The 15,179-nt window shown below is 33.3% G+C and carries 18 protein-coding genes, 1 pseudogene and 1 riboswitch; of the genes and pseudogenes, 17 read left to right on the forward strand and 2 right to left on the reverse strand.

The annotated features are described in order from the left end of the window. The first annotated feature begins 211 nt into the window (after positions 1–211). Positions 212–457, forward strand: coding sequence for a hypothetical protein (locus tag G9F71_RS11415; RefSeq protein ID WP_164948192.1), 246 nt, complete (start codon positions 212–214; stop codon positions 455–457). Positions 458–525: 68 nt separating this feature from the next. After that, the gene (locus G9F71_RS11420; protein WP_164948191.1) at positions 526–750 is read left to right on the forward strand and encodes a hypothetical protein; all 225 of its coding nucleotides are present in this window, start codon (positions 526–528) and stop codon (positions 748–750) included. Positions 751–1,137: 387 nt separating this feature from the next. On the opposite strand, the gene G9F71_RS11425 is transcribed toward G9F71_RS11420, so the two are convergent. Both G9F71_RS11425 and G9F71_RS11430 read right to left on the reverse strand, forming a co-directional pair. Then, positions 1,138–1,665, reverse strand: coding sequence for a GNAT family N-acetyltransferase (locus G9F71_RS11425; RefSeq protein ID WP_164948190.1), 528 nt, complete (start codon positions 1,663–1,665; stop codon positions 1,138–1,140). A gap of 172 nt (positions 1,666–1,837) precedes the next feature. Beyond that, positions 1,838–2,197, reverse strand: a complete 360-nt coding sequence (locus G9F71_RS11430) for a hypothetical protein (protein WP_164948189.1) — start codon at positions 2,195–2,197, stop codon at positions 1,838–1,840. A 401-nt stretch (positions 2,198–2,598) separates the two neighbouring features. Here G9F71_RS11430 and G9F71_RS27765 point away from each other — a divergent pair. From G9F71_RS27765 to hemB, 15 genes and pseudogenes are all read left to right on the forward strand, one after another. Continuing rightward, a pseudogene (locus G9F71_RS27765) lies at positions 2,599–2,718 on the forward strand (4-hydroxybutyrate dehydrogenase); the annotation flags it as partial. A gap of 195 nt (positions 2,719–2,913) precedes the next feature. Further along, positions 2,914–4,206, forward strand: a complete 1,293-nt coding sequence (locus tag G9F71_RS11435; protein ID WP_164948188.1) for an NCS2 family permease — start codon at positions 2,914–2,916, stop codon at positions 4,204–4,206. A gap of 124 nt (positions 4,207–4,330) precedes the next feature. Beyond that, positions 4,331–4,505: riboswitch (cobalamin riboswitch) on the forward strand. A 179-nt stretch (positions 4,506–4,684) separates the two neighbouring features. Continuing rightward, the gene (locus G9F71_RS11440; protein WP_164946900.1) at positions 4,685–5,053 is read left to right on the forward strand and encodes a sirohydrochlorin chelatase; all 369 of its coding nucleotides are present in this window, start codon (positions 4,685–4,687) and stop codon (positions 5,051–5,053) included. Next, positions 5,038–5,676 (forward strand): precorrin-8X methylmutase, encoded by a 639-nt coding sequence (locus G9F71_RS11445; protein ID WP_224626675.1) that lies wholly within the window; start codon positions 5,038–5,040, stop codon positions 5,674–5,676. The genes G9F71_RS11440 and G9F71_RS11445 overlap by 16 nt, the downstream gene beginning before the upstream one ends. Further along, positions 5,669–6,745, forward strand: coding sequence for a cobalt-precorrin-5B (C(1))-methyltransferase CbiD (cbiD, locus tag G9F71_RS11450; protein ID WP_164948186.1), 1,077 nt, complete (start codon positions 5,669–5,671; stop codon positions 6,743–6,745). Before G9F71_RS11445 ends, cbiD begins: the two co-directional genes overlap by 8 nt. After that, on the forward strand, positions 6,742–7,338 hold the full coding sequence (gene cbiE / locus G9F71_RS11455) for a precorrin-6y C5,15-methyltransferase (decarboxylating) subunit CbiE (RefSeq protein ID WP_224626340.1): 597 nt from the start codon (positions 6,742–6,744) through the stop codon (positions 7,336–7,338). The genes cbiD and cbiE overlap by 4 nt, the downstream gene beginning before the upstream one ends. After that, complete coding sequence (cbiT, locus tag G9F71_RS11460; protein WP_164948185.1) at positions 7,325–7,876, forward strand: precorrin-6Y C5,15-methyltransferase (decarboxylating) subunit CbiT; 552 nt, start codon at positions 7,325–7,327, stop codon at positions 7,874–7,876. The genes cbiE and cbiT overlap by 14 nt, the downstream gene beginning before the upstream one ends. Further along, positions 7,873–8,529 (forward strand): precorrin-2 C(20)-methyltransferase, encoded by a 657-nt coding sequence (gene cobI / locus G9F71_RS11465; RefSeq protein ID WP_164948184.1) that lies wholly within the window; start codon positions 7,873–7,875, stop codon positions 8,527–8,529. Before cbiT ends, cobI begins: the two co-directional genes overlap by 4 nt. A gap of 2 nt (positions 8,530–8,531) precedes the next feature. After that, a complete protein-coding gene (gene cobM / locus G9F71_RS11470) occupies positions 8,532–9,287 on the forward strand; it encodes a precorrin-4 C(11)-methyltransferase (protein ID WP_164948183.1) in 756 nt (251 codons plus the stop codon). Further along, a complete protein-coding gene (gene cbiG / locus G9F71_RS11475; protein ID WP_164948182.1) occupies positions 9,284–10,249 on the forward strand; it encodes a cobalt-precorrin 5A hydrolase in 966 nt (321 codons plus the stop codon). The genes cobM and cbiG overlap by 4 nt, the downstream gene beginning before the upstream one ends. Continuing rightward, positions 10,249–10,968 carry a precorrin-3B C(17)-methyltransferase gene (gene cobJ / locus G9F71_RS11480; RefSeq protein ID WP_164948181.1) on the forward strand — a complete coding sequence of 240 codons (720 nt, stop codon included), beginning with the start codon at positions 10,249–10,251 and terminating at the stop codon, positions 10,966–10,968. The genes cbiG and cobJ overlap by 1 nt, the downstream gene beginning before the upstream one ends. Beyond that, entirely contained in the window at positions 10,965–11,690 is a 726-nt protein-coding gene (gene cobK, locus G9F71_RS11485) for a precorrin-6A reductase (RefSeq protein ID WP_164948180.1), read from the forward strand. Before cobJ ends, cobK begins: the two co-directional genes overlap by 4 nt. Before the next feature lie 44 nt (positions 11,691–11,734). After that, the gene (hemC, locus tag G9F71_RS11490) at positions 11,735–12,607 is read left to right on the forward strand and encodes a hydroxymethylbilane synthase (RefSeq protein ID WP_164948179.1); all 873 of its coding nucleotides are present in this window, start codon (positions 11,735–11,737) and stop codon (positions 12,605–12,607) included. An 18-nt stretch (positions 12,608–12,625) separates the two neighbouring features. Further along, positions 12,626–14,101 carry a uroporphyrinogen-III C-methyltransferase gene (gene cobA / locus G9F71_RS11495; RefSeq protein ID WP_164948178.1) on the forward strand — a complete coding sequence of 492 codons (1,476 nt, stop codon included), beginning with the start codon at positions 12,626–12,628 and terminating at the stop codon, positions 14,099–14,101. Then, entirely contained in the window at positions 14,094–15,062 is a 969-nt protein-coding gene (hemB, locus tag G9F71_RS11500) for a porphobilinogen synthase (protein ID WP_164948177.1), read from the forward strand. The genes cobA and hemB overlap by 8 nt, the downstream gene beginning before the upstream one ends. Positions 15,063–15,179: the final 117 nt, after the last annotated feature.

Genomic DNA, 15,179 nt, shown 5'->3' on the forward strand with positions numbered 1-15,179 from the left:
CTTAGTTTTCATAAAGTTCGTCATAAACAATTGTAAGATTACTAAAGAAATTATATAAACTGGACAGAATGTGGACATACCCAGTAGGTTAATAATGGGCGTGCGAAAAAAATGAATACTTAATTGATGAGTGTAGTGAAAATGAATAACTTGGATATGGCGAACTAGTAATTTATTACGTATCATTCAATGATTAAAGGAGGGTTAATTAATGGATAGAAAAACATATTATATTTTAGGTACAATATTCTTAATTTCAAGTGCCTTTTTATATGAAATAGAAAGAGGAATTGCTTATTATTCTTGGATAGGTCAAATGAGTGCTCATACAGGAAGTTATTCCACGAATCCTCAACTACCAAGTTTATTCACAAATATTTATATACCTATATTTTTAATAATAGGTGTAGTTTTTTATGTGTTGGCATATAGAAAAAGAAATAGAAACAATTCGTAAAGGTAATCTATTGCGTAATAATCAAATGAAATATCTATATTTGATTGTTATTTTTGGAGGGAAGTATTATGAGGAAGATTAAAAAAAATAAATTTTGGGTTAATTTTATAAGTTGGTTCGTTGCATTTATTATAGGTAGTGCTGTGAGTGATTATTTTGGACTTAAAGGAGGAGTATTTTCATTAGATTTTGTTTTACGTTTTGGAATATTAATGCTTAACTTTTCAATTATGGAATTTCTTGTTTCAAAGATTATATATGTATGGAACAAAAACAAAAATTATAATAAATAGCGAGATATTGTTAACTAAAAACCATCAGGGTCAGACCCCATTCCAGAGATTGGAAGCGAAACGGATAATCCCTGGTTATCTTGAGCAGTATAATTGTGAAAAAAATCTTATCATAATAATAGTTTTATAAGAATTTTTAAATCTTATTTTAAATGGAGAACGTTGCTTTGGTCGGCTTGGTTTCTACCTTTTTCTTTCTCTAGTTTTAATAATAAGCATAAAATAAACTCCTGAATAAATAATAAGCCAAATATACTATCCTTAATTTTAAATTTTAAATTTTGGCTCTGTTTAAGAATAATGTTGAAATTGAAAGGCAACCTCTCAAGGCTGCCTTTATTGCGTCATAGTAGAATGTTTCGACTTAACTCGCACTAAAAAATATGCTCATTTGGTGAGATAAAGCGAGTATCTATTATGCAAGTATTTCTTATCTCTAAACAATTCATAACTTGAACCTGATAAAACAAAACCAAGGTTTTCTGCAAGACGGATTGACCTTGGATTGTCAATAGAAATACATGCACTTATCTCTTTTATGTGCATCTCATTCATGGCGAATGCAATTATTTCTTTCATGGCTTCTTGCATATAACCATTTCCCCAGAACTGTTCTTTGATGTCATAGCCCACTTCAACTGCGTACTCTTTCTGATTCCAGCAATGAAACCCACATGTACCCATTTTCATACCATCTGATTTTCGCACTATAACCCAGCGGTGTTGCAATCGTGGTTCAGGCTGTATATAAAATGTAATGATTTCATCTGCACCTTCCATATCAGTTACTGGCTCTCTATCAAATAAGTATCTAGTAACTATATCATTTGAAAATTGGCTAAATATAAAATCTCTGTCATCAATGGATATGTTTTTAAGAAATAATCTTTCTGTTTCTATATCGTTAAATAACATATTTACCCTCCTGTTATATAAATAAATTTTGTCTTATTATACCAATCAAATTTAAATAAATACAATGGAAAGATTGTTTATAACTATTCTTTTCATTGTGTTTATTCATTTTTGTTACGTTATACTATACTAATTTGTCTAAACTTTATAATTAATTTGCCAAGAGCACTCCTCATTTTGCTGTATAATAGTAACTCAAAATTGCAAATGCAAATGATGAACCTAAAACTATTAAAATATCTACATCGTTTTTTAAAAATGCTGCTACATACAGAACAACAAAAAAGAATAGCCACTTTTTAATAATTTTTTTACAAAAACTCTTTTTACCGTCTTTGCTAATAATTTCAAGTATCCCTGATATTGAAACTATTAGCATACATGATGCAGTTAATATAAAAATTATAAGAAAGAAAGGTACAACAGCAGAATCAACTGACCAATCAAATTTTTGAGCCATTAATATAAAAACAACTACTACTAAAAATAACATTATAAACATGCAACTAATTTTTTTTATTGTCTTAACCATAAATATCCCCCCAAGTTAATATGAATTTTTATATTTCTACTACTGTAAAGTAAAAAACCTCAGAAGCCACACGTCTCGTGACTCAGAGTGCTACAGGACGTCGCACCCTTAAACATCCTTGAGTTGTGTTGCATAAAATAAGATCATAAATCATATAGAATTATTTCCATATAGTTTTATATTAATAAAAGTATAAGAACTAAAACTCCCCATATTGGTTTAATAATTTACTTCTTTTTTGTTTCATAATATTTTACAAGTCCAAATTAACTCCATTATACAACAAAAGGATAATATTGCCTATAATTGTGTATATGATTTTCAACACTACTCTTTAACATAGCCTAAATTTTAAATTAAAGTTGACTTGTTATTTATTTGAATGTCCCTAAGGCTATGGTGAAAATGGTAAGAAGTATAGAAAAGAGATAATAGAAGACTTTCTAATAGGGAGTAATTATGTTGGCATAGCCTTTGGAAATGCAGGATCTGTACATACACTATCCTATCATTTAATAGGATAGTACCAGGTACCTCATGTGAAGCAAATTATGAATTCTTTAATAGGAACGAGAGGTTTATCACTAATTTTATCTGCGTAAAATTTTATGATGCAACTAAATATTGCCTTTACTAATTTATATTATGTGATATAATCCTATTGCATCAATTTGATGTGGGTGGGAGAGGGATACATTAAAAGAAGGATTGACAAAATGGAAAAAATATTTAAACTAAAGAAAAATAACACTAACTTTAAAACCGAACTTACAGCAGCACTAACCTCATTTTTCGCATCAGTTTATATAGTAGTTGTAAATGCTAGTATATTAAGTGATACAGGAATGCCTATGGATGCTCAAATAATTGCAACTGTATTAGCCTCACTTGTGGGTTGCTTACTAGTAGCTTTTATTAGCAATGCCCCTCTGATAATAATGCCTGGTATGGGTGTAAATGCTCTTTTCACTTATACTATTGTAAGAGCTATGGGACTTAACTATCATGAAGCACTAGCCTCCGTACTTATAGCTGGATTTTTATTTTCTGTGGTAGCGCTTACACAATTATCTGAAATTTTATCAACATCTATTCCAAACAGTTTAAAAGAAGCTATCACCGTTGGTATTGGGCTATTTATAACATTTATAGGATTACAAAAGGGTGGTCTAATAGTTTCCAGTTCAACTACATTAGTCCAACTCGGAAAATTAACAGATCCTCACGTTTTAGCATTCTTAATTACTATGATAATTACTTTATGCTTATTTTTAAAAGATATACCTGGTGCATTTTTAATAAGCATTTTTCTAGGCACTATAACATCAATAGCATTTGGTATCGTAGATTTAGGTGCAATAAAATTTGGGCTTCCAAATTTTTCAGCATATAATGATTTGTTTTTCACAATGAATTTTGGCAAAATTGGTACTATACCATTTTGGGTAGCAACATTTTCTCTTACCTTAGTATTAGTTTTTGAAAATATAGGACTTCTACATGGACAAGTTGGAGGTATGTTAAAGCAGCCTGAAAAAATAAACAAGGCATTGCGTGCTACAGCTTTTTCTACCGTATTTTGTGGATTACTTGGCACAAGTCCTTCAGTATCTACTGTTGAAGGCGCAGCTGGAATCGCTGCGGGTGGAAAGACTGGACTAACATCATTTTTAACAGGGTTATTATTTTTAATTTCATTGTTTTTCATCCCAATAATAACCATAATTCCAAGTGCAGCAATTTCTCCAATATTAATAATTATTGGTGGTTTAATGATTAAAAACATTATAAATATTGATTTCGAAGATTTCTCAGAAAGCTTTCCAGCTTTTTTAATAATAATATTAATTCCTTTGACTTATAGCATAGTTGATGGTATAGCTTTTGGATTTATAGTTTATCCATTAGCAAAAATATTTGCTAAAAAACATAAGGAAGTCTCATTAACTATGTATTTAGTTTCTTTAATATTTTTAATTTATTTTGTATTACGTGGATTAAACTTATAATTTTATATCCTAGCCCTACAATTGTACATGTAGGGCTAGGATTTTATATAGAAACTTATATAAATATTAAAATATTGCACAGGTGTTGCAATAAAGGAAAATATACTTTATAATAAGTTTAACTTAATAAATAGTTATTTAAGGTACCTTTTAAAGGTTTAATAGGGAAAGTGGTCTAAATCCACTGCAGCCCCCGCTACTGTACACGGAGACAAATTCATACCACTGGCAAAGCGCTGGGAAGGTTGGAGGAGAGTGACCCGCAAGCCAGGAGACCTGCCTAGATGATATACAGCTTTATCCTACGGAGGGAAGGGATGGCAATTATACATGCTTTTTTCTTGCATTATATTGCTTTCACATGGGATGTGAAGGCATTTTATTTTATAAAATCTTTTACTCGACCTTTTGCAGGTCGAGTATTTTTTTGATTATAGTAATTTAAAAGGTTGAAAATTCAGTTGAGAGGAGTAAATAGATGAAGAGTATATTAGTTGTTGGACATGGAAGTAGATCAAAAGATGCACTAGAGGTTTTTAATAAGGTGCTAGATAATTTTAAGTTAAAGGTAGAAGATAATGTAGAGGGGTGTTTTATGGAGTTATGTGCGCCAAACATACCGGATACAATTGATATTATGTATAAAAATGGGGCTCGAAATATAGTAGTTGTTCCATATTTTCTTTTTTGCGGAATTCATATTAAAGATGATATTCCTGGAATTTTGAAAGAAGTTAAAGCTAAGTATGTAGACCTTAAAATATCATTGGCAAGACCAATCGGATACAATAAGATAATTGCTGATATCCTTAAGGAAAATTCAGAGGGAGAATTAACATGTATTTAAAAAAACCTATGGAAATAGAGTATAAAAGCATGGATATAATTGAGGCTGAGCTTGGGGATCATGGACTTACTCCAATGGAACTTAAGGTTGTGGAAAGAACAATACATACCACAGGAGATTTTGATTATAAAAACATAGTGAGTATAAAATCAGGAGCAATAGAGGAAGGTATTAAGGCAATAAAGGGTGGATGCAGAATTGTAACTGATACAACTATGGGACTTTCTGGAATAAATAAAAGAGCACTTGAAAAGCTAAACTGCACCGTGGAATGTTTTATTGGACACGAGGAAATATTTAAGAATGCAAAATTAAAGGGAATAACGAGATCCATGGCATCTATGGATTATGCGGCAAGAAGCCAAGTTGATATTTTTGTAATAGGTAATGCTCCCACTGCCTTATATAGAATTGGTGAGCTTATAAATGAAAATAAGGTGGCACCAAAGCTTATTATTGGGGTTCCCGTTGGATTTGTTGGGGCCGCAGAATCTAAAGAATATATTAGGGGATTTGATGTTCCTTCAATAACAACAATAGGTACAAAAGGCGGAAGCAACGTGGCAGCATCTATAGTAAATGCATTAATATATATGGCTAGTGACGGCAATCGCGATGAATGATCACTACGTAATAAAATATGGAAAAAGTCTTAGATGTGGATATACAACTGGAAGCTGCGCAGCTGGGGCAGCAAAGGCTGCAGCTAAAATGTTACTAAGTGGAGAAAAATTAGAAAATATAAGTATAGATACCCCAGCTGGAATCATTCTTACATTGAAGCTCTTGGACATTCATATAGAAAAAGATCATGCATATTGCTGCATTGTTAAAGATGCAGGAGATGATCCTGATTCTACGGACAAAATAGAGATATACGCAAGAGTGTCTAAACGAGAGGATTCTAAAATCGTCATTGATGGAGGAGAGGGCATAGGCCGAATTACAAGAAGTGGTTTTTGGGGAAAGAGTGGCACAGCGGCAATAAATCCTGTTCCAAGGAAAATGATTGCAGATGAATTATTAAAGGTGTCAAATTGTGGGTTTAATGTATTGATTTACGCACCAAAGGGAAGAGAAATAGCTAAAAAAACCTTTAATTCAAATCTTGGAATAATTGATGGTATATCCATAATTGGAACAAAAGGAATAGTTGAGCCCATGTCTGAAGATGCGCTTAAAAAAAGTATTTATATAGAAATTGATGATGCCTATGACAAGGGAACAAGAGAAATAGTGCTGTTTCTTGGAAATTATGGTGAAAAAGTTGTTGAAGATTTAAATCTTCAGGGAGCTAAAATAAAAATATCAAACTTTATAGGTGATATGTTGCTTTACTCTAAAAATAAGGGCTTTAATAAAATAACCCTTGTGGGTCATATTGGAAAGTTATGCAAGCTATCCATTGGAGCCTTTAATACACATAGTAAGATTTGTGATGTTAGGATTGAAGCTTTTGTTTATTATCTTGCATTAAACAGCGCACCCCGTGCATTAATAAATTCTGTTAATGAATGTAAAACCTCAGAAGAGGCACTTAAGCTTATAATAGATAGCAATTATCCTGTTGTGATAAATAATATGATAGCTGGCTGCAGTGATAGAATCAAAAGATATCTTAAGGATGATGAATTTAGCATCCATGTAATTATGTATTCAATGGATTATGGAATACTTGGGAGGAAGCTATGATTAAAGTTGTTGGAATGGGGCCAGGAAATATAAATTATCTTACAATGGAAGCAATAAATGCAATAAAATCTGCAGATAGGGTTATTGCATTTGGAAGAATAGCTAGCACCGCAAAAATTTTAGTAAATGATGTTATTGAAGTAAATAGGGTTGATAGTATAATAGAAAACTTAGATGCTAATGTAAATACAGCGATACTTGCCTCAGGGGATCCTTGTTTTTTCGGTATTATAGATTACCTAATAAAGAAGGGGATTGTAGTTGGAGAGGTAATACCAGGAATTTCTTCCTTCCAATATATGATGTCAAAACTAAAAAAGAGCTGGCAGGATGCCTTACTTATAAGTCTTCATGGAAGGGAAGAAAGTCTCTCAAAAGTTATTAAAAGTAGGCTATCAGTGATACTTACGGATAGCAAAAACAACCCTAATTTTATATCAAAAAGATTATATGAACTCGGGGTAGTTGGAAAAATATATACTGGGTATAACCTTTCTTATGATGAGGAAGTTATACTAATTAATGATATAGGTGGCGAAATAGAAATAGCAGGGAATATATCAGTGGTGGTGATAGAAAATGAAATGGCTTAGAGATGAGGATTTTATACGTGGAAAGATTCCTATGACTAAATTTGAGGTTAGGGCCCTCACCCTTGCAATGCTTGATATATCATCTGAAGATGTATTTTTAGATATTGGTGCAGGAAGTGGTTCAATATCTATTCAGGCAGCGGTACTTGGCGCAAAAGTATTTGCAGTTGAGAAAGAGACTGAAGGACTAGAGCTTATTTTAAAAAATGCTGAAAAGTTTAATACAAGCGTAAATATTATAGGCGGAAATGCTCCAGAGGTACTTTCCAGTACTTACGGTTTTAATAAATGTTTTATCGGTGGAAGTGGTGGAAAACTTCACGATATTGTTTGCGCTGTAAGTGAAAAGCAACAAAGTGGTGGACTTATTTGCGGGAATTTTATTATCCCTGATAACATGATCCAATTTAAAAATTTGTTAAAGCAGTTAAACTATGAGGATATTGAGGTTAGACTTATTCAATGTGCAGTTATGGATAGACTCGGACTTATGAAGGGTCAAAACCCTGTATATATAGTTAAGGGGAGAAAAATATGAGGAAGATTTATGGGATAGGAGTAGGGCCAGGGGACGCAGAGCTAATTACACTTAAGGGTTATAATCTAATTCGTAGTTGTGATTATGTGTTTTTGCCAAGTAGCAAGGGAAATAGTCTTGCAGGGAAAATAGTTAGTGATTATATTGTGGACAAGAAGGTTATTGAAATTGAGTTTCCTATGGGTGAAGACAATGAGGAAAGATATATAAATGCAGCTATTAAAATAGATGAAATACTGGGTGAGGGCCAAGTTGGAGTATTCCTAACCCTTGGTGATCCAATGACCTACAGTACTTATTTATATTTGATGTTTGAGCTTAAAAAAATGGATCTTAATGTGGAAACTATTCCAGGGATAACTTCATTTAATGCAGCAGCATCAAGACTTTCATTGCCCCTAACGCTAAGGGATGAAAGCTTTTACCTTGCAGATGGGACTCTAGACGAGGAAATACTTAAGAGGGTTGATACAGTTTGTGTACTTAAGATAATAAAAAACAAATTAGATATAATGGATAAACTAACAAAACATGGGTTTGAATATGTTTGTGTGAAAAGGTGTACACAGGAAAATGAAACATTAATATATGAAAAATCAGAAATACTAGGCGACAACGATTATATGTCTTTGATATATGCAAGGAGGAAATAATAGTGATCTATTTTGTAGGTGCAGGACCAGGGGATGTTGATTTAATAACAGTTAAAGGAAGAAGAATTTTAGAAGCAGCAGACGTAGTTATATATGCCGGCTCTCTTGTATGGGAAGAACATTTGAAATTTTGCAAAAGTGGTTTTGAAAAATATAATAGTGCCTCAATGACTCTTGAAGAAGTTATTTCAGTAATGGTAAGTGAGCAAAACAGTGATAAAATAGTTGTAAGACTTCATACTGGAGATCCATCAATTTATGGAGCAATCAGGGAGCAAATGGATGAACTTGATAAACACCATATGGAATATAGTGTTATTCCAGGAGTGAGTTCATTTACGGCAAGTGCTGCAGCCATTAAAAAAGAATTTACTCTTCCAAATGTAAGCCAAACTGTAATAATTACTAGAATGGAAGGAAGAACACCAGTGCCACCTGAGGAGGATTTAGAAAAGCTTGCTGCGCATAAATGCTCTATGGCTATATTCCTATCAGTTCAAGATATTGAAAATGTAGTTGCAAAACTTATTAAGGGTTATGGAAGTTCCGATGTTCCAGTAGCAGTTGTTTATAAAGCCACCTGGCCAGAGCAAAAAATTGTAATGGGGAGGCTTTGCAATATAGCTGAAAAAGTAAAAGCTGAGGGGATAGGGAATTTTTCTCAAATTTTAGTGGGATACTTTATAGAGGGAGAATATGAACGCTCATTATTATACCATCCTGGATTTACCCATGCCTTCCGAAAGGGAGTAAAATGAAAATTGCCTGTCTTTACTTTACAAGGAGTGGAGAAGCTATTGCAGAGAGAATAAAGTATTCCTCAGATTATGAAGTACATATATACTCTAAGGAAAATTACAAAATTAATCTAAATAGTATTTTTAAGGATTATGATGGAATTGTTTTTATTTCTTCAACAGGAATTGCAATTAGAATATCAGCGCCCTTTATAAAAAATAAGACTGTTGATACTGCGATAGTTGTGGTGGATGACCTGGGAAGGTACTCAATAAGTCTTTTGTCAGGGCATATTGGTGGGGCAAATGAGCTTGCAGAAAGCATAGCAGAGTGTCTTAAATGCCAAGCCATAATTACAACAGCCTCAGATGGCAGAGGAATAGAAGCAGTTGACATGTTTGCAAAAAGAAATAATCTTTTTATTGAGAGTTTTTGCGATGCAAAAAAAATAACATCTATGATGCTTTCTGGAGAAGATATAAAGATCCAATCTGAAATTGAAGCTAAAATAGGATATGGAAGTATTGTAGAGCATCATGAAGCAGGAGCAATATTTGTTTGTTCAAAACTCCATATTAATTATGATAAACCTAGTTGCATTTTAAGACCTAAAAATATCACAGTAGGACTAGGTTGCAGACGTGGAAAAACCATGGACGAGATAATTCATGCGCTAATGACAGTATTTATTGATAATGATTTAAGTATAAATAGTATAAAACAAATTGCAACCGTTGATGTAAAGCAGGATGAAAAAGGCATAATAGATGCCTGTCAGTATTTAAAATGTGAAATGCTGGTAATTTCAAGGGAAGCTATTAAGGTAGTTCAGGGTAGATTTAATAAAAGCGCATTTGTTGAGCAGACAATTGGAGTATCTTCAGTATGTGAGCCCTGCGCATTTATTGCTGGTGGAGAAATAATAGTTGGTAGAACTGCAATAAATGGGATAACTATTGCTATTTCTAAAGGAGGAAAATAATGGCTAAACTTTACGTAGTTGGTATTGGCCCTGGTGGTCTTGATAATCTTACATATAAGGCGGCAAATGTAATAAAAAAATGTGAAGTAGTGGTTGGATACAAGTTTTACATAGAATTGGTAAAAGATATAATAGTAGGTAAAAAAATTATTTCAACTGGTATGAAGGGTGAAATTGAAAGATGCAAATTGGCCTTGCAGGAAGTTGAAAATGGAATTGATACCTGTATTATAAGCACTGGAGACCCAGGTCTTTATGGTATGGCTGGGTTAATACTTGAACTAGCTGGCGATATAGAAGTTGAGGTAATTCCAGGAGTTAGTGCTGCTTTTTGCGCTGCATCAGAGCTGGGAGCACCTATTATGCATGATTTTTGCACAATAAGCCTTAGTGATTTACTTACACCTTGGGAGGTTATTGAAAAAAGGCTTGAAGCGGCAGCGAGTGCTGATTTTGTAATAGCTATATATAACCCAAAGAGCAGGGGCCGAAAAATTCAAATAAAAAGAGCAATTGAAATAATAAGAAAATATCAGAACGGAGAAGTTCCAGTAGGGCTTGTAAAAAATGCAGGTAGAGAAGGTAATGATAGGAAAATGGTAACTCTTGACACTGTGGATTTTGAATTTATAGATATGATGACAGTTGTACTTATTGGTAATAGCAAAACCTATATAAAAGATGGTAAAATGATAACTCCAAGGGGTTACAACCTTTGATATGGATTATTGGAGGAACCACAGAAAGCACTATTTTAATATCTAAAATAAAGGGGTTACTTAAGTATATTATATCTGTTGCAACCTATAGTGGCAGTGAGGTAATAGACGATGAACATGAAAATGTTGTGGTTTCGAGAATGAATTATGAAGAAATGCTAGAATTTATCAAAATAAAACACGTTGAGACTGTAATAGACATGTCCCACCCTTACGCAATTGAAGTCAGTGAAAATGCACGACTTGCCTGCGAGAGGGTTAAAATTAAATACTTGAGATTTGTACGTAAAAAAACTGAATTTGAAAATGTTGTTTATGTTAACACCATATCAGAATGTATTGAATTTTTAAAAGGAGTTCAGGGACATATTCTATTTACAACTGGGATTAAGAATATAAAAGATTTTGAGGCGATAAAAGATAAGCAGAGATTTATATATAGGGTACTTCCCACAATATTTAGTATTCAGGAGTGTGTTAATAACAATATTAAAATGAAGGACATTATTGGGATGCTAGGACCATTTTCTGAAGATCTTAATATTAGTTTATTTAAGGAATATAATGCGGATTATGTTGTTATGAAGGATAGTGGAAGCGTTGGAGGAACACCAGAGAAAATAGAGGCTTGTTTTAAATGTGGGATTACCCCTATAGTAATTGGACGTGGATTTGAGGATGGAATAGATGATATGGATAAATTACTAGCCATGATTTTATGATTGGACTAATATAAAATATGTATTTAGAGAGGTTGGGTCATGATTTGGGAATAATAATAGCTTCAAGAAAAAGTAAGCTGGCACAGGTTCAAACTGATCTTGTTATGAACATGATATATCAGAAGCATAAATTAAGTTGCGAGAAGATATTAATGGATACAAAGGGAGATAGAATACTTGATGTAAGCCTTGACAAGATAGGTGGTAAAGGTGCTTTTGTTAAAGAAATTGAAATGGCAATACTGGATGGGCGTGCAGAAGCTGCAGTTCATAGCATGAAGGATGTTCCTTATGCATTGCCAAAGGGCTTTGAAATAATATCAATGCCAATGCGTGAAGATGTTCGGGACGTTTATGTATCCATGAACGGTATACCTCTTGAGGATTTACCAAGGGGTGCTAGAATTGGGACCGGTAGTAAAAGACGTTCTACTCAGATTATGAATTTAAGACCAGATGCTGTGATGGTACCTATAAGGGGAAATGTTCAAACTAGGGTGGATAAAATAGAAAAGGAAAATCTGGATGGAATTATACTGGCAGCTGCTGGACTGAAAAGGTTAGGTATGGAGTGCATTATAACCCAGTATCTTGATGTGGATGAGTTTGTACCTGCTATTGGTCAAGGGGCTCTTGGGATTGAAGCATTAAAGACTAATGTAAATATTGATATTTTTAAAAGTATAGAGCACCATGAAACTAGGATATGCGTGGATGCAGAAAGAAGTTTTATGAGACGATTAAATGGAGGCTGTCATTCTCCAATTGGAGCATATGCTAGGGTGCAAAATGAGGATATGTATATAGTAGGAGTATTTGAGATAAATGGAAAATATATTAAAAAAGATATATTGGGAAGCAAATATGATTATATAATGCTTGGAGAATTACTTGGTGAAAAGATAATAAATGATTAAGGGAAGGCGGTGCTTTTTATGTCAAAAGTATATTTGATTGGAGCAGGCCCTGGAGATGAAGAACTTTTAACACTTAAGGGTAAGAGAATTCTTGAAAAGTGTGATGCGGTTTTATATGATAGGCTTGCAAATGATAGTCTTTTAAAATATTTAAATGAAGAATGTATAATATATTACTGCGGTAAGGAGCCAGGATGTCATTACAAAACCCAAGAAGAAATAAATGATATGCTTGTAAACCTAGCACGAGAAGGAAAAACCGTCGGAAGAATAAAGGGAGGTGACCCATATATATTCGGTAGGGGTGGTGAGGAAGCCCTAAGACTCCAAGATGAGAAAATTGAATTTGAAGTAATTCCAGGAATTACCTCAGCTATAGCTGTTTTAAATTACGCAGGAATTCCTGTAACTCAAAGGGGAATATCTCAGAGTTTTCATGTATTTACTGGACAAAGTGCAGAGAAATTAGATATAAACTGGAAAAGTGTAGCTGGTTTAACTGGAACATTGATATTTTTAATGGGACTTAAAAATATAGAGATTATAACAAATTCACTAATAGATAATAATAAGGATGCGCAGTGCCCTTGTGCTGTTATTATGAGAGGAACTACTTCAAAGCAGAAAAAAGTTGTGGGAACTCTTAGTAATATATGTAGTAAGGTAGCAGTATCGGGCCTTGCATCTCCCTGTATAATTGTAGTTGGAGAAGTTGTTGGTTTAAGTGAGAAACTTAATTGGTATGAAAGAAAACCTCTATTTGGAAAAAACATATGTATAACACGATCCAAGCAGCAAAGCGAAGAAATTAGTGAAAAACTGCTTGATTTAGGTGCCCAGGTAACTGCCATAAATTCAATTAAGATAGTGGATACCTCAGAAAATTTAGTGAATTATATTAAAAAACTAAATTTGTATGATTATCTAGTTTTTACAAGTGTAAATGCTGTTAATTTATTTTTTAAATATTTAAAGGCTAGTGCATTTGATATTAGAAAAGTAGGTGGGGAATTTTGTGCAATAGGTCCTGCTACAGCCCAGGCAATAAGAAACATGGGAATAAACCCCTTAATTATTGCAGAGCAATTTGTTTCTGAGTCTCTTCTATTAGAGATTAAAAAACATGCAAAACCTGGTGATAAAATATTAATTCCTGGGTCCAAAAATTCCAGAGCATATCTAGGAGATGAACTTAGAAAACTTAATTGCGATGTGGATGAGGTTCCTATTTATGAAACTGTGGAGGGCACACTTCAAAATGAGGCTGCATTTGATAATGTGGATATTGTTATTTTCACAAGTCCTTCAACGGTTAAAAATATGATATCAATGCTAGGAATAAATAGAATAAGAGAAAAAGAATGTATAGCCATTGGTCCCATAACGGGCAGTGAACTTAGTAAAAACAATATTAAATATAGTGTATGCGATGAATATTCTAGTGATGGAATAATCAAAAATTTGTTGCAATTAAAAGGAGAAAAAAATGATTAATAGAAGAAGAAGACTAAGAGCAAGCACAGCAATAAGAGATTTAGTAAGAGAGACAATATTAACACCTAAGGACTTTATATTACCAATATTCGTTGTAGAGGGTGAAAATATAAAAGAAGAAATTTCATCAATGCCAGGAAATTATCATTATTCAGTGGACAGGCTTTATGAAATAATAGATGAGATACAAGAGGCTGGAATCAGGGGTATTATTTTGTTTGGACTTCCAGATACAAAGGATGAGGTTGGAACTTCCGCTTGGACAGATGATGGAATAGTTCAAAGGGGTGTAAGAAAAATAAAGGAGCTTAATAAAGAGCTTTTAGTAATTACAGATATATGCATGTGTCAGTTTACAAGCCATGGACATTGTGGAATAATGGACGGGTGTGTAATTGATAATGATGCAACACTTCATTATTTAGAAAAAATAGCGCTGTCCCATGCAAAAGCTGGAGCGGATATGGTAGCTCCATCTGATATGATGGACGGAAGAGTTGGGGCTATTAGAAATATCTTGGATGAAAATAATTTTAAAAATGTATCAATAATGTCTTATAGTGCAAAGTATTCATCTGCATTTTATGGCCCTTTTAGGGAAGCTGCTCACTCTGCACCACAATCTGGAGATAGAAAAACATACCAAATGGATCCAGCAAATATACGTGAAGCAATGTGCGAGATTGAGGATGATATAAAAGAAGGTGCTGATATTGTTATGGTTAAGCCAGCAATTTCATATCTTGATGTAATAAGATGGGCAAGAGATAGATTTGATGTGCCAATAGCAGCTTATAGTGTAAGTGGTGAATTTGCAATGGTTAAGGCTGCAGCTGAAAAGGGACTTATTAATGAGAAAAATATTGCAATGGAAATGTTAACATCAATAAAAAGAGCGGGTGCGCATATTATAATTACTTATTATGCAATAGATGCTTGCAGATGGCTTAAGGAAGATTAATTTTAAGATGGAAATGTAGTCATAATGCTCACTGGTCAATATAAAAATACTGACTAGTGAGCATTAAAATTTTAAATAGTATTAATTGAAACACATAAATTTTTGGGGGAATGCTGC

Source organism: Clostridium sp. FP2, assembly GCF_011065955.2.
Lineage (GTDB): Bacteria > Bacillota > Clostridia > Clostridiales > Clostridiaceae > Clostridium_AD > Clostridium_AD tagluense.

Bases quoted from the DNA above. Each gene is read 5' to 3' on its own strand.
- G9F71_RS11435 (WP_164948188.1), top strand. From the start codon at position 2,914: ATGGAAAAAATATTTAAACTAAAGAAAAATAACACTAACTTTAAAACC.
- cobJ (WP_164948181.1), top strand. From the start codon at position 10,249: ATGGCTAAACTTTACGTAGTTGGTATTGGCCCTGGTGGTCTTGATAAT.
- cobI (WP_164948184.1), top strand. From the start codon at position 7,873: ATGAGGAAGATTTATGGGATAGGAGTAGGGCCAGGGGACGCAGAGCTA.
- G9F71_RS11425 (WP_164948190.1), bottom strand. From the start codon at position 1,665: ATGTTATTTAACGATATAGAAACAGAAAGATTATTTCTTAAAAACATA.
- cobA (WP_164948178.1), top strand. From the start codon at position 12,626: ATGTCAAAAGTATATTTGATTGGAGCAGGCCCTGGAGATGAAGAACTT.
- cbiT (WP_164948185.1), top strand. From the start codon at position 7,325: ATGAAATGGCTTAGAGATGAGGATTTTATACGTGGAAAGATTCCTATG.
- hemB (WP_164948177.1), top strand. From the start codon at position 14,094: ATGATTAATAGAAGAAGAAGACTAAGAGCAAGCACAGCAATAAGAGAT.
- G9F71_RS11415 (WP_164948192.1), top strand. From the start codon at position 212: ATGGATAGAAAAACATATTATATTTTAGGTACAATATTCTTAATTTCA.
- G9F71_RS11420 (WP_164948191.1), top strand. From the start codon at position 526: ATGAGGAAGATTAAAAAAAATAAATTTTGGGTTAATTTTATAAGTTGG.
- cbiG (WP_164948182.1), top strand. From the start codon at position 9,284: ATGAAAATTGCCTGTCTTTACTTTACAAGGAGTGGAGAAGCTATTGCA.
- G9F71_RS11430 (WP_164948189.1), bottom strand. From the start codon at position 2,197: ATGGTTAAGACAATAAAAAAAATTAGTTGCATGTTTATAATGTTATTT.
- G9F71_RS11440 (WP_164946900.1), top strand. From the start codon at position 4,685: ATGAAGAGTATATTAGTTGTTGGACATGGAAGTAGATCAAAAGATGCA.
- cbiD (WP_164948186.1), top strand. From the start codon at position 5,669: ATGAATGATCACTACGTAATAAAATATGGAAAAAGTCTTAGATGTGGA.
- cbiE (WP_224626340.1), top strand. From the start codon at position 6,742: ATGATTAAAGTTGTTGGAATGGGGCCAGGAAATATAAATTATCTTACA.